We start from the raw sequence: 12,755 nt of genomic DNA, 5'->3' as shown, positions 1-12,755 counted from the left end.
CCGAGGAAGAGGAGTCGTCATGGGAGCCCTGACTCGACTGCTCGGTCGGTCCGTCGGTCGGTTCGTCGGAGGGTTCTTCGCTCTGATCACTCGACTGGGCGGATGGCTGTTCGGTCGGCTCTTCGGATGGTTCCTCGGCTGGCTGATCGGTTGGATCGTCGGACGGCTCGTCGGTCTGGCCGGTGGGCTGCTCGGACGGCTGGTCGGTGGGGTCTTCGGCGGGCTCCTCACCGGGCTGATCGGTGAGTTCCTGCGATGGTTCCTCGGATGGCTGCGCGGTCGGGTCTTCCCCCGCTGGCCCGGTTGATTCCGCGTCCGGGGTCGGCTTGGCGTTCTCGTCGTCCCTGCCGTCGGTGCCGCGGCCGGAGCCGCCCTCGACCAGCTCGCCGACCGTCGTCCGACCCTGGCCACCGGCCAGCGAGGAACCGCTGACCAGTTCGATCCCGATCACCAGCCCGGCCGCGACCGCGGTGGCAGCGGCCAGGCCGCCGCCGGCCGCGTGGCAATCAGCGGAACCGGTGAGGTTCGCGGGAGCCTCAGACCCGGCGGCCGTGTTCGGTGTACGCGGTCTCTCCGTCGGCCACCGTGCAGGCGGCGGTGAGCCGCCGATGGGCTCCCTCGGTGACCAGGCCGGCCGCCTCCTCGAGGGTGCACAGCCGGACGGCAGCGATCTCGCGCTGGTCCAGCACGAAGCCGGCCAGGTCGTCGGTGGTGACCGGCCCGCCGTCGAAGATCAACTCGCAGGCGTCCTCCCAGCCCAGGTACGGCGGCAGCCAGTCGACCACCAGCAGCCGGCCGATCTCCCGGTCGACGCCCAGCTCCTCCTTGACCTCGCGGACGGCGCCCTGCCGCGGCGGCTCACCCGGCTCGACGATGCCGCCGGGCAGTTCCCAGTCCGGCTTGAACGTGGTCTGGCAGAGCAGCACCCGGCCGCCCTCGTCCCGCATCACGACGTGCGCGATCAGCCGCTTCCTGGGCAGCGCGGAGTTCATCACGCCGGAGAAGCCGGTCTGCCCGTGCACGGCGTCCGAGGCCAGCCGGGCGTAGACGACCAGATCGCCGTGGCCGCCGTCCGGCAGCGGCGCCGCCTGGCGCAGCACGCCCTCCTGCCGGAACCCGGACAGCAGCAGGGCCCGCCGGCCGAGCAGGTCGCCGGCCGGCCGGGTCGCCTCGACCCGGTGCCGGCCCCGGCCCAGCACGTCCTCCGCTGCCGCCACCACGGCGATCCGCAGCGTCTCGACGTCGGCCGGCTCCGGGGCGTCGGGCCAGCGCAGCGCGGCGCTGCCGTCCCGGATCGGCACGACCTCGATCACGAACTCCGTCATCAGGAGACCAGCCGGGCTGCCTCGTGTGCGGCCGCGTCGGCCTTCTCCTGGTCCGGCTGGTCGTCGACGACGTGCGGCTCGTACCGGAACCACACCGCGCCGAGCGGCGGCACCGCAACCGTCGCCGAGGCCGGGAAGCCGTTCAGCCCGACCTCGTTGGCGACCACCTGGCCCAGGTTGCCGATCAGGCCGCTGCCGTCGTAGATCGTCGAGTCCGTGTTGAGGATCTCGGTCCAGATCCCGTCGGCGGGCAGGCCGATCCGGTAGTCCGGCCGCGGATCGGCGGAGAAGTTGATCACGCTGGCGATCAACTGGCCCTCGCCGTCGACCCGGAGGAAGGAGAACACGTTGGAGCCGGCGTCGTCGGCGTTGATCCAGCGGAACCCGGCCGGGTCGTTGTCCAGCTTCCACAGCGCGGGGTGAGCCCGGTAGAGCCGGTTCATGTCCTTGATCAACAACTGCACGCCGCGGTGGCCCCACTGCTGGGTCAGGTCCCAGTCGATGCTGCGCTGCTCGGAGAACTCGCGCCGCTGCCCGAACTCGGTGCCCATGAACAGCAGGTTCTTGCCGGGATGGGACCACATGAACGCGTAGAACGCCCGCAGGGTGGCGAACTTGCGCCACTCGTCGCCGGCCGCCCGTTCGAACATCGAGCCCTTGCCGTGCACCACCTCGTCGTGACTGATCGGCAGGATGAAGTTCTCCGAGTACGCGTACGACATGGCGAACGTCAACTCGTGATGATGATGCTGGCGGTGGATCGGGTCGCGGCCGAAGTAGCTCAGCGAGTCGTTCATCCAGCCCATGTTCCACTTGAACCCGAAGCCGAGCCCGTCATGATCAACCGGTGCCGTCACGCCGGGCCAGGAGGTCGACTCCTCGGCGACCAGGAAGACCCCGGGCTTGCGCCGGTACGCGTGCGCGTTCACCTCCTGCAGCAGCGAGATCGCCTCCAGGTTCTCGTTGCCGCCATGGACGTTCGGCACCCATTCGCCCGGTCCGCGCGAGTAGTCGAGGTAGAGCATCGAGGCGACCGCGTCGATCCGCAGTGCGTCGATGTGGTACTCCTCCAGCCAGTAATAGGCGTTGGAAACAAGGAAACTGCGCACCTCGTTGCGCCCGAAGTTGAAGATGTAGGAGCCCCAGTCGGGGTGCCAGCCGAGCCGCGGGTCCTCGTGCTCGTAGAGCGCCGTGCCGTCGAACCGCTGCAGCGCCCAGGCGTCGGTGGCGAAGTGCCCGGGCACCCAGTCCACGATCACGCCGATCCCGGCCTGGTGAAGTTGATCAACGAGAAAACGGAACTCGTCGGGGGAGCCGAACCGGGAGACCGGTGCGAAGTAGCCGGTGACGTGATAGCCCCAGGAACCCTCGTACGGATGCTCGGCGACGGGCAGGAACTCGACGTGGGTGAAGCCCTGCCAGGTGACGTACTCGACGAGTTCCTTGGCCAGTTGCAGGTACGTCAGCCCGCGGCGCCAGGAGCCGAGATGGACCTCGTACACGCTCATCGGCTCGGCGTGCGGCCGGTAGTCCCGCCGCTGCTCCAGCCACGCGTCGTCGTTCCAGGCGTAGCCGCTGGAGTAGACGATCGAGGCGGTGTGCGGCGCGGCCTCGCAGAACCGGGCCATCGGGTCCGCCTTCAGCCGCCACACGCCGTCGGCGCCGAGGATCTCGAACTTGTACAGCGCCCCGGTGCCGACGCCGGGCAGGAAGGTGACCCAGACCCCGGAGTCGGGCACCCGGCGCAGCGGGGTGTCGTCGCCGGACCAGCCGTTGAAGTCGCCGACCAGCCGGACCTGCTGGGCGTTCGGGGCCCAGACCGAGAACCGGGTCCCGGACACCGGACCGTCCGGGCCGTCGACCGTGAGCTCGATCGCGCCGAGCCGCCGCCAGCACTCGGTGTCGTGCCCGCCGTGGAAGCCACTCAGGTCTGTCCCGGTCAGGCCAAGGGTCTCCGCGTCAGCCATGATCTTCGTCCTCGCTGTCCTTGCCGGGTTGGTGGGTACGGGAGCTGCCGGCGATCCGGGCGATCGCGGAGAGCGGGATGCGGACCCAGTCCGGGCGGTTGCGGATCTCGTAGCCGAGCTCGTAGACCGCCTTGTCCGCAACGTAGGCGTCGATGATCACCAGGTCGTCCTCGACGAGTTGATCATCGCCGGTGTAGCCGCTCAGGAACGCCTCGCGCACCGCCGTCGCCCAGCCGTTGTGCTCGGCCTCGGGCGAGTCGGCGACCGCGTAGTCGAACGAGCGCAGCATGCCCGCGACATCGCGCCACGGGCTGTCCGGCAGCAGCCGTTCCGCCATCGGCTTCGCGGGTTCGCCCTCGAAGTCGATGATCTTCCAGCCGTCCGGGGTGTGCAGGGTCTGGCCGAGGTGGAAGTCGCCGTGCACCCGCTGGGTCTCCAGCGTCCGCCCGTTCAGTCGCTCGAACCGGGCCCGGAGCGCGTCGGCATGATCATTCAGCGGCTCGGCGAACTCCCGGGTCCGCTGCAGCCGGTCGACCATGCCGGCCGCGATCTCGTCGCCGGCCCGGGTCGCGGCCGGGAACGCCGAGCCGAGCGCGCGGTGCACCTCGGCCAGCGCCACTCCCAACTGGCGGGCCTGGTCGGTGAAGTCGGTGCCGGACTCGGCCGCGGCGACCGCCAGCTCCCAGCCGTCCTCGGCGTGCGGGAACAGCTCGGTCAGCATCGCCAGGTCGGCCCGCAGTCGTGTCCCGCGGGATTCCCATTCGGCGGTGAGCTGCCCGTACAGGCGGGCGGTGCCGGCCGTCTCGGCCCGGTTCAGGGCCCGGTGCACGGTGATGTCGAGGTTGTCGCCGAGCTCCAGCCTCCGGAAGATCTTGAGCAGCGCCCGATCCCCGTACCGGACGGACGTGTTGCTCTGTTCGGCCGTCAGCCGGGTCGCGGCCAGGTCGGCGGACAGGTCCGCCGCGGCTTCGGTCCGGCACACGACCCGACCATGATCAGCATCCAGGGTGGTCCCGGCCAGCAGCGCGCTCATGATCACCGAGCCAGCGACCGGATCGTCGGTGGCGTCGGTGCCGGACAGCGCTCCGTGATCTTGATCGTCGATCACCCGTACGGCAGCGTCCGTGTCGCTGGATTCCGCCGGCCGGTAGGCGAGCGGAATCTGGTAGAACTCGCCGGGCGCATCGGGATAGCCGATCTCGGCGATCTCGATCCGGACCGCCGGCCAGTCACCCGGGGACCGCAGCCAAGGCAGCGGCGTGACCGACCGCAGCGTGGCCGAACGACCCTTGCCGGCGAACCAGCGGGACGCGGTCAGGAAGCCGAGCAACCGATCGGCGTCCGGATCGGCAGCGGAATCGCTCATGATCGCCGGGAGACGGTCAGGATGTGCGCCGGGTCGTCGTGGGTGAGCCGCACGAACGCGCGCTGCCCCCAGCGCCAGGTCTGCCCGGTCAGCTCGTCGTGCACCTGGTAGACCTCTCCCGGGGCCAGGCCGAGCGCCTCCATGTCGATCCGGATCTCGGACTCGACGACGTTGTGCGGATCCAGGCTGCAGACGACGATGATCACGTCGTCGCCGGACCGCTTCGAGTAGGCGATCACCTCCGAATGGGAGGCGTGGTGGAAATCGATGTCGCGCAATTGCTGCAGCGCCGGATGTTCCCGCCGGATCTGGTTCAGCCGGCCCAGCAGCAGTCCGAGATGCTCGCCGCTCGCTTCGGCGGCCTTCCAGTCCCGCGGGCGATACTCGTACTTCTCGGAATCGAGGTATTCCTCGCTGCCCGGACGTACCGCGGCGTTCTCGAAGAGTTCATAACCGGAATAGACGCCCCAGGACGGCGACATCGTCGCGGCCAGGACGGCCCGGATCGTGAATGCCGGCCGACCGCCGTGCTGGAGATAGCCGGGCAGGATGTCCGGCGTGTTGACGAAGAAGTTCGGCCGGAAGAACGGCGCGGTCTCCCGGCTCAGCTCGGTGAGATATTCCTCGAGCTCCCACTTCTGATTGCGCCACGTGAAATAGGTGTACGACTGCTGGAAGCCGACCTTGCCCAGCAGATGCATCATCGGCGGCTTGGTGAACGCCTCGGCCAGGAAGATCACGTCCGGGTCCGTGCGGCGGACCTCGGCGAGCAGCCAGGCCCAGAAGCTGACCGGCTTCGTGTGCGGATTGTCGACCCGGAAGATCCTGACGCCGTGCGACATCCAGAGCCGGACGATCCGCAGGCACTCGTTGGCGACGCCGGCCGGGTCCCGGTCGAAGTTGACCGGGTAGATGTCCTGGTACTTCTTCGGCGGGTTCTCGGCGTACGCGATCGTTCCGTCGGCGCGGACGGTGAACCATTCCGGATGATCCTTCACCCAGGGATGGTCCGGAGAGCAGGTGATCGCGAAGTCGAGCGCGACCTCGAGGCCGAGCGATTTGGCCTTGGCGACGAATCGGTCGAACGCCGCAAAATCGCCGAGCTCGGGATGAATCGTGTCGTGGCCGCCCTCGACGCCGCCGATCGCATAGACCGAGCCGGGATCGTTCGGCCCGGCATTCAGCGTGTTGTTCGGACCCTTGCGGAAGGTCTTGCCGATCGGATGGATCGGCGGCATGTAGACGACGTCGAAGCCCATCGCGGCGGCCGCTTCGAGCCGTTCGTGGGACGAGTCGAACGTGCCCGACGTCCAGCGCTTCGTCTTCTCGTCGTAGGTCGCGCCCTGGGACCGCGGGAAGAATTCGTACCAGGCCGAGAAGAGGGCCCGCTTGCGGTCGCAGAAGATCGGGTAGTCCGGCGAGACGGTGATCAACTCCCGGGGGCCGTACTGTGCGATCGCGGCCCGGGCGTCCGCGGCGAGCGCGATCGTGAGCCGGTCCTCGGCCTGCTGCCCGGCCGACAGCGACACCGCGCCGTGCCGCAGGACCAGCGCCGAGGTCTCGTCACCGGCCGCTTCGGCACGCTGCGCCGCCTCGGCGTACAGCTGCTTGCCCTCGGCGCAGACGAGGTTGATGTCGATCCCGGCTGGGATCTTGATCTCCGCGGCGTGCACCCAGGTTGCCCACGGGTCGCTCCAGCCCTCGATCCGGAACGACCACCACCCCTCGACGTCGAGTGCGACGGTCGCCTCCCGCCAGCAGAAGCCGGCCGGGGTGCTCTCCGCCATGGCATAGCGATGCTCGGTGCCGTCCGGCGCGATCAGGACGGCGGTGGCGTTGACCGCGTCGTGGCCCTCCCGGAAAACGGTCGTCCGGATCGGGAACTCCTCGCCGACCACGGCCTTCGCCGGATAGGCGCCGCCCTCGATCACCGGGGAGATGTTGGTGATCGGGATCCGGCCGATCGGGTTGCCTCGCACCGGTACCGGGGTGCCCGGGCTGGCCGGGCCGGCCGGCTCGTCAACCCTGGCCGAAGATCGCCGTCGCCGAGGTTCCTTCTTGGCAACATCCTTCTTCGCCGGATCTTTCCGGGTCGATTCTTTCCTGATCGGAGAGCGAGGGGCGCGTGTCACACAGCCAACCTAGTGGTCCGGGAGGGGTCCGTTCCACCGCGGTCTCAGTAACCTCGCGTTCACATGATCAGGGTTACCGTTGACCGTGCGCGCCATCCAACGCTTCACCGTCCGTCCCGTACTTCCGGACGTCCTGAAACCCCTCGGTGATCTTGCCCTGAACCTCCGCTGGAGTTGGCATGCCGACACCGGCGAACTGTTCCGGACCATCGATCCGGAGCTGTGGCGACGGACCGGTGGCGACCCGGTCCGGCTGCTCGCCGAGGCGGCGCCGGAACGACTGGCGGCCCTCGCCGCGGACCCGTCCTTCGTTGCTGATCTTGATCGGGTCCGGGCCGACCTGGCGGACTATCTGACCGGTGATCGCTGGTATCAGCGCTACGCCGCCGACACGCCCGACGCGCCCGCCGCGATCGGCTATTTCTCGCCGGAGTTCGGGATCACCGAGGTGCTGCCGCAGTACTCCGGCGGGCTGGGCATCCTGGCTGGTGATCATCTCAAGACCGCGAGCGATCTGGGCGTGCCGATCATCGGCGTCGGCCTGCTCTACCGGCAGGGCTACTTCCGGCAGTCCCTGGACGCGTCCGGCTGGCAGCAGGAGCAGTACCCGCTGCTGGATCCGAACGCCCTGCCGCTGAGCCTGCTCCGCGATCACGAGGGCCCGGTCCGGATCGAGGTGCCGCTGGCCGGGCATCGGCTGCTCGCCCAGGTCTGGCTGGCCGACGTCGGCCGGGTGCCGTTGCTGTTGCTGGATTCGGATCTGGAGGACAACGAGGGCCCGGAACGCATGATCACCGACCGGCTGTACGGCGGCGGCGCCGATCACCGGCTGGCCCAGGAGGTGCTGCTCGGCATCGGCGGAGTGCGGGCGATCCGGGCCTACTGCGCGGCCACCGGCCATCCGGCGCCGGAGGTGTTCCACACCAACGAGGGTCATGCCGGATTCCTCGGCCTGGAACGGATCCGGGAGTATCTGGCCGACGGATCCGGCTTCGACGCGGCCGTGGAGCGGACCCGGGCCGGGACCGTCTTCACCACTCACACGCCCGTCCCGGCCGGGATCGACCGGTTCCCGCGGGAGTTGATCGCCGCCCAGTTCGAGGGCTTCGGTGATCTTGACCTGGACCGGGTGCTGGCGCTCGGCGCGGAGGACTACGGGGGCGGCGACCCGGGCACCTTCAACATGGCCGTGATGGGACTCCGGCTGGCCCAGCGGGCCAACGGCGTGTCCCGGCTGCACGGCGAGGTGTCCCGGCGGATGTTCCGCGGCCTGTGGCGCGAGTTCGACGAGGCCGAGGTGCCGATCGGTTCGATCACCAACGGTGTGCACCACCGGACCTGGATGCATCCGGAGCTGGTGAGCCTGCTCGACGGTGCCCGGGATGCCGGCGACGACCCGGACGCCGAGCGCTGGGACGCGTTGGCCGGCTTGGACGACGGAGCGCTGTGGGCGCTGAAGCGGCGGCTGCGTGGCGAGTTGATCAACGTCTGCCGGCAGCGGCTGGCGGCCAGCGCCGCCCATCGCGGTCAGCCGGCCGAGTGGACCGGGGCCGTGCTGGACGACGACGTGATCACGATCGGCTTCGCCCGCCGGGTGCCGTCGTACAAACGCCTGACCCTGATGCTGCGCGACCCGGAGCGGCTGGCCAGGCTACTCACCCATCCGACCCGGCCGATCCAGCTGGTGATCGCCGGCAAGTCGCATCCCGCCGACGAGGGCGGCAAGCGGCTGATCCAGCAGCTGGTCCAGTTCGCCGACGCGGAACGGGTCCGGCGCCGGATCGTCTTCCTGCCCGACTACGACATCGCGCTGGCCAAGCCGTTGTATCCCGGCTGTGATGTGTGGCTGAACAACCCGCTGCGCCCGTACGAGGCGTGCGGCACGTCGGGGATGAAGGCCGCGCTGAACGGTGCCGCCAACCTGTCCATCCGGGACGGCTGGTGGGACGAGTGGTACGACCCGCACTTCGGCTGGGAGATCCCGTCCGCCGAAGGGGCGGCCGACCAAGATCATCGCGACGCGGTCGAGGCGGCGGCGCTCTACGACGTGATCGAGAACGAGATCGTGCCGCGGTTCTACGACGCCGATGCCGACGGCGTGCCGCGCCGCTGGGTCCGGCTGATCCGCGACGCGGTGGCCGGGCTCGGCCCGAAGGTGACGGCGGCCCGGATGGTCCGCGAGTACGTCAGCGAGCTGTACACGCCGGCCGCGGCGTCGTCGAAGATCCTGGACTCGGCGGCCGCCGAACAGCTGGCCGCCTGGGCCGACCGGGTTCGGGCCGGCTGGCCCGGGGTGCTCGTCGATCATGTCGCGAGCCGGGCCGAGGACTCGGTTCAGGTCGGCGACCGGATCGAGGTGACCGCGCTGATCCGGCTCGGTGATCTTGAACCGGACGACGTCGAGGTGCAGCTGGTGGCGGGCCGACTGGACGGCGACGACGAACTCCGCGAGCTGCGCCCGGTGCCGTTGCAGGCCGAGCCGGGGCCGTCCGACGAGGTGCACCGCTACAGTGGCACGGTCGCGGTCGAGCGGGCCGGCGCCATCGGTTACACGGTACGGATCCTGCCGCGGAACCGGTATCTGGCCAACAGTGCCGAGCTCAACCTGGTCCGCTATCCGTGACCGTACCGAAGATCATGATCGTCCGGCCATAACCCCGGATCGCCAGGAAATCAAGGCTTCCCCGCATTCGCCAGCTGGCGTATCGTCCAGCTAGCGGAACCGGGCTTTCACGGCCCGGCCTCGGCGAGGAGGCCCCATGCCGGGAGTCATTGGTGATCACCCCATCCTCACGCGGCGGCGCGCGCTGGCCCTCGGCGCGGCCGGCGTCGCCGGAGCCGTCGGCGGCTCTGCGCTCGCGGGGTGCGCTGCGCAGACCGGGGGACCGACCCCGGCCGGCTCGAAGTCGCTGACCTGGTCCAGTTGGGCCAACCCTGGCGAGGCCGAGCGGTTCCGCCAGTTCAGCGCCGACTACCGAGAGCGGACGGGCATCGATCCGCTGTTCCAGATCGTCGTCGGCGACTACACCCAGAAGCTGCTCACCCGGATCGTCGGCGACACCGCGCCGGACGCGTTCTACGTCAACGAGATCATCATGGGCCAGCTGGTCAAGGCCAAGCTGGTGACCGACTTCGAACCGTACGCGGCCCAGGCCGACGCCGAGATCGACCTGAGTCGCTTCTATCCGGGGCTGATGAACTGGTGCCGCGGCCCGGACGGCAGCGGCCTATATGGGATCCCGGTCGACTGCAACCCGAAGGTGTTCTGGTTCAACCAGAACCTGCTCACCGAGGCGGGCATCACCGAGAACCCGGCCCAACTGCAGGAGGCCGGCCGGTGGGACCAGAACGCGCTGACCGAGCTGCTGACCAAGATCAAGAGCACCGGCAAGCGGGGCATGGTGTTCGAGGCGAACTGGTTCGACCTGCTCGGCTGGATCTCCACGTTCGGCGGCGCCACGCTCGATGATCAAGGTCGGGCGATCTTCCACGAGGACCCGAAGGCGCTGGCCGTCCTCGAGTGGCTCTGGGACCAGCTGGCCAGCGAGAACGTCAGCTACGGCGGCACCCTGCCGCGCGGCCAGGGCGTCGACGCCCTGTTCTACGGCGGCCAGCTGGCCACGATCCAGTACGGGCGGTGGATCCTGCCGAACCTGCGCAAGATCGACAGCTTCAGGTACGACATCGCTCCGCTGCCGTCGGAGTCCGGCCGGGACATCTCCACCACGGCGGTCTACTGCGCGGCGATGTGCGTCAACGTGAAGACCAACAACCCGGTCGAGGCGAACCAGTTCGCGGCCCGCTTCTGCAACGCCGAGGGCCAGCGGTTCCGGCTGGCCGGCGGCGGCAATGCGGTGCCGGCCATCGAAGGCCTGGACGACCTGGTGACCGAGGGCGGCGTGCCGGAGCACGGACACTGGTTCACCGAGATCGCCGCCCGCGGCTTCACCACGCCACAGGTCCTGGTCAACTATCCCGAACGCTCGGTGAACCTGAGCACCAACCTCGACTCGTTGATGCGGGCCAAGACCGACTTCCGGACCTTCGCCCAGAAGGCCGCCGGCTACATGAACGGGGAGGCGGTATGACCGAGGCCACGAAGCAGGCCGAGTCCGTCGGCGCCGCCGCCGCTGCCGCGCAGCCGCGGCGCGAACCTCCGCCACGGGACGCCCTGCGGGCCAGCCGGCGGCGGGAATCCGTGTGGGCGTTGGGATTCCTCGGACCGCAGCTGATCGGGTTGCTGGTCTTCATGATCGGCCCGCTGATCTTCGCGCTCTACCTGTCCTTCACCAACTGGACCGGCTTCGGCGAACGGACCTGGGCCGGCTTCGGCAACTACGCCTTCATCTTCACCGACCCGCAGATCGCGGTGTCGGCCCGGAACACGGTCTGGTTGACCGTGCTGCAGGTGCCCGGCCTGCTGCTGTCCGGGTTCATCGCCGCGTTCTTCCTGCAGAAGGCCGGCCGGATGACCGGTGTCTACCGGGTGCTCTTCTTCGCGCCCCAGGTCACCTCGTGGGTCGCGATCGCGGCGATCTGGCTGTGGCTGTTCAACCCGGAGATCTCGCCGATCAACAACGCCCTGGCCGGGGTCGGGATCGTCGGCCCGGACTGGCTGCAGGACCCCAACACGGTGATCTTGTCCTTCGCGCTGGTCGGCGTCTGGCAGGGGATCGGCTATCAGGTCGTCATGTTCATGGCGGGCCTGGCGAACGTTCCGCGGGCCTTGATCGAGGCGGCCGACATCGACGGCGCGAACGGCTGGCAGAAGCTGCGCAGCGTGACCCTGCCGATCCTGTCGCCGACCATCCTGTTCCTCTCGATCACCTCGATCATCGCCTCGTTCCAGATCTTCGACATCGTCTACGTCATGCTCGACACGACCGCGCCGTCGGGCTCCCGGACCATCGTGTACGAGATCGTCCAGATCGGCTTCCGGCAGTTCGCGTACGGCAAGGCCTCCGCGATCGCGGTGTGTCTGTTCCTCTCCCTGTTGATCTTGACCGGCCTGCAGCTGCTGGCCCAGCGCAGATGGGTGTATTACGCAGAATGACCGCCACCGACCTGAGCATCAGAGCCGTCTCGGCGATCGAGGAGACCGGCCCCAACCGACGCCCGTTCCGGCCGAGCATGATCGTCCTGCACCTCCTGTTGATCTTCTTCGGCCTGCTGATGGCGATGCCGTTCGTCTGGATGCTGCTGTCCTCCTTCAAGCCGCTGGAGGAGATCTTCCGGGTGCCGCCACTGCTGTTCCCGGAAGCCTGGACGTCGGAGAACTACGCCGCCGCCGTCGAGGGCGCCAACTTCCTGCAGGGCTTCGGCAACAGCGTCCTGGTCGCGGTCACCGTGACCGTGGTGTCGCTGATCACCTGCTGCATGGCCGCGTACGCCTTCGCCCGGCTCCGGTTCCCCGGCCGGGAGGTGCTGTTCCTGGTCTTCCTGGCCACCATGATGGTGCCGCAGCAGCTGACGATCATCCCGCTGTACGTGATCATGGGCCAACTGCGGCTGGTGGACACGCTGTGGGCGCTGATCCTGCCGGCCGCGCTGTTCAACGCGTTCGGCGTGTTCCTGATGCGGCAGTACGTCCGCGGCATCCCGCTCGAGCTGGAGGAGGCGGCCGCGATCGACGGCGCCGGCCGGATCCGGATCTTCGTCACCATCGTGCTGCCGCTGCTGCGGACCCCGATGGTCGCGCTAGGGATCTTCATCTTCCTCGGCCAGTGGAACTCGTTCTTCTACCCGCTGATCTTCCTGAACACGGAGAGCAACTACACCCTGCCGCTGCTGGTGAACCAGTTCAAGGGCGCCTACTCCTCCGACTGGGGAGCCCTGATGGCCGCAGTCACCATCGCCGCCGCCCCGCTGCTGATCGTGTTCGTGATCGCCCAGCGCCAGATCGTGGAAGGCATCGCCCTGTCGGGGTCCAAGACGTAACTGTCGCCGCTCCGCCACGGTCCGGAGC

Annotated in this window: 9 protein-coding genes; 5 read left to right on the top strand and 4 right to left on the bottom strand. The window is 69.0% G+C overall.

Translation table 11 applies throughout. The features are described 5' to 3' along the window. Positions 1-19: 19 nt before the first annotated feature. Positions 20-307, top strand: coding sequence for a hypothetical protein (locus tag BKA15_RS37460; RefSeq protein WP_246322248.1), 288 nt, complete (start codon positions 20-22; stop codon positions 305-307). 229 nt (positions 308-536) lie between these two features. Here BKA15_RS37460 and BKA15_RS02940 read toward each other — a convergent pair whose 3' ends face one another. From BKA15_RS02940 to BKA15_RS02925, 4 genes are read right to left on the bottom strand one after another with little or no spacing between them, the layout of a single operon-like run. Next, positions 537-1,325 carry an NUDIX domain-containing protein gene (locus BKA15_RS02940; protein WP_179748021.1) on the bottom strand — a complete coding sequence of 263 codons (789 nt, stop codon included), beginning with the start codon at positions 1,323-1,325 and terminating at the stop codon, positions 537-539. Next, positions 1,325-3,292 (bottom strand): 1,4-alpha-glucan branching protein GlgB, encoded by a 1,968-nt coding sequence (glgB, locus tag BKA15_RS02935; protein ID WP_179748020.1) that lies wholly within the window; start codon positions 3,290-3,292, stop codon positions 1,325-1,327. Before glgB ends, BKA15_RS02940 begins: the two co-directional genes overlap by 1 nt. Then, entirely contained in the window at positions 3,285-4,658 is a 1,374-nt protein-coding gene (locus tag BKA15_RS02930; RefSeq protein WP_179748019.1) for a maltokinase N-terminal cap-like domain-containing protein, read from the bottom strand. The genes glgB and BKA15_RS02930 overlap by 8 nt, the downstream gene beginning before the upstream one ends. Further along, the gene (locus BKA15_RS02925; protein WP_179748018.1) at positions 4,655-6,637 is read right to left on the bottom strand and encodes an alpha-1,4-glucan--maltose-1-phosphate maltosyltransferase; all 1,983 of its coding nucleotides are present in this window, start codon (positions 6,635-6,637) and stop codon (positions 4,655-4,657) included. Before BKA15_RS02925 ends, BKA15_RS02930 begins: the two co-directional genes overlap by 4 nt. Positions 6,638-6,875: 238 nt before the next feature. Between BKA15_RS02925 and glgP the strand changes: the two genes are divergently transcribed. The 4 genes from glgP to BKA15_RS02905 all read left to right on the top strand — a co-directional run bounded on the left by glgP (position 6,876) and on the right by BKA15_RS02905 (position 12,727). After that, complete coding sequence (glgP, locus tag BKA15_RS02920) at positions 6,876-9,413, top strand: alpha-glucan family phosphorylase (protein ID WP_179758192.1); 2,538 nt, start codon at positions 6,876-6,878, stop codon at positions 9,411-9,413. A 136-nt stretch (positions 9,414-9,549) separates the two neighbouring features. Next, the gene (locus BKA15_RS02915) at positions 9,550-10,878 is read left to right on the top strand and encodes an ABC transporter substrate-binding protein (RefSeq protein ID WP_179748017.1); all 1,329 of its coding nucleotides are present in this window, start codon (positions 9,550-9,552) and stop codon (positions 10,876-10,878) included. Then, complete coding sequence (locus tag BKA15_RS02910) at positions 10,875-11,843, top strand: carbohydrate ABC transporter permease (protein ID WP_179748016.1); 969 nt, start codon at positions 10,875-10,877, stop codon at positions 11,841-11,843. The genes BKA15_RS02915 and BKA15_RS02910 overlap by 4 nt, the downstream gene beginning before the upstream one ends. Further along, the gene (locus BKA15_RS02905) at positions 11,840-12,727 is read left to right on the top strand and encodes a carbohydrate ABC transporter permease (RefSeq protein ID WP_179748015.1); all 888 of its coding nucleotides are present in this window, start codon (positions 11,840-11,842) and stop codon (positions 12,725-12,727) included. The genes BKA15_RS02910 and BKA15_RS02905 overlap by 4 nt, the downstream gene beginning before the upstream one ends. Positions 12,728-12,755: the final 28 nt, after the last annotated feature.

It is taken from the genome of Microlunatus parietis (assembly GCF_013407955.1).
In the GTDB taxonomy this organism is placed as follows: domain Bacteria; phylum Actinomycetota; class Actinomycetes; order Propionibacteriales; family Propionibacteriaceae; genus Microlunatus; species Microlunatus parietis.
Note: the sequence above shows the minus strand (reverse complement) of the source record. Positions and strands in the feature narration are given on the sequence as shown.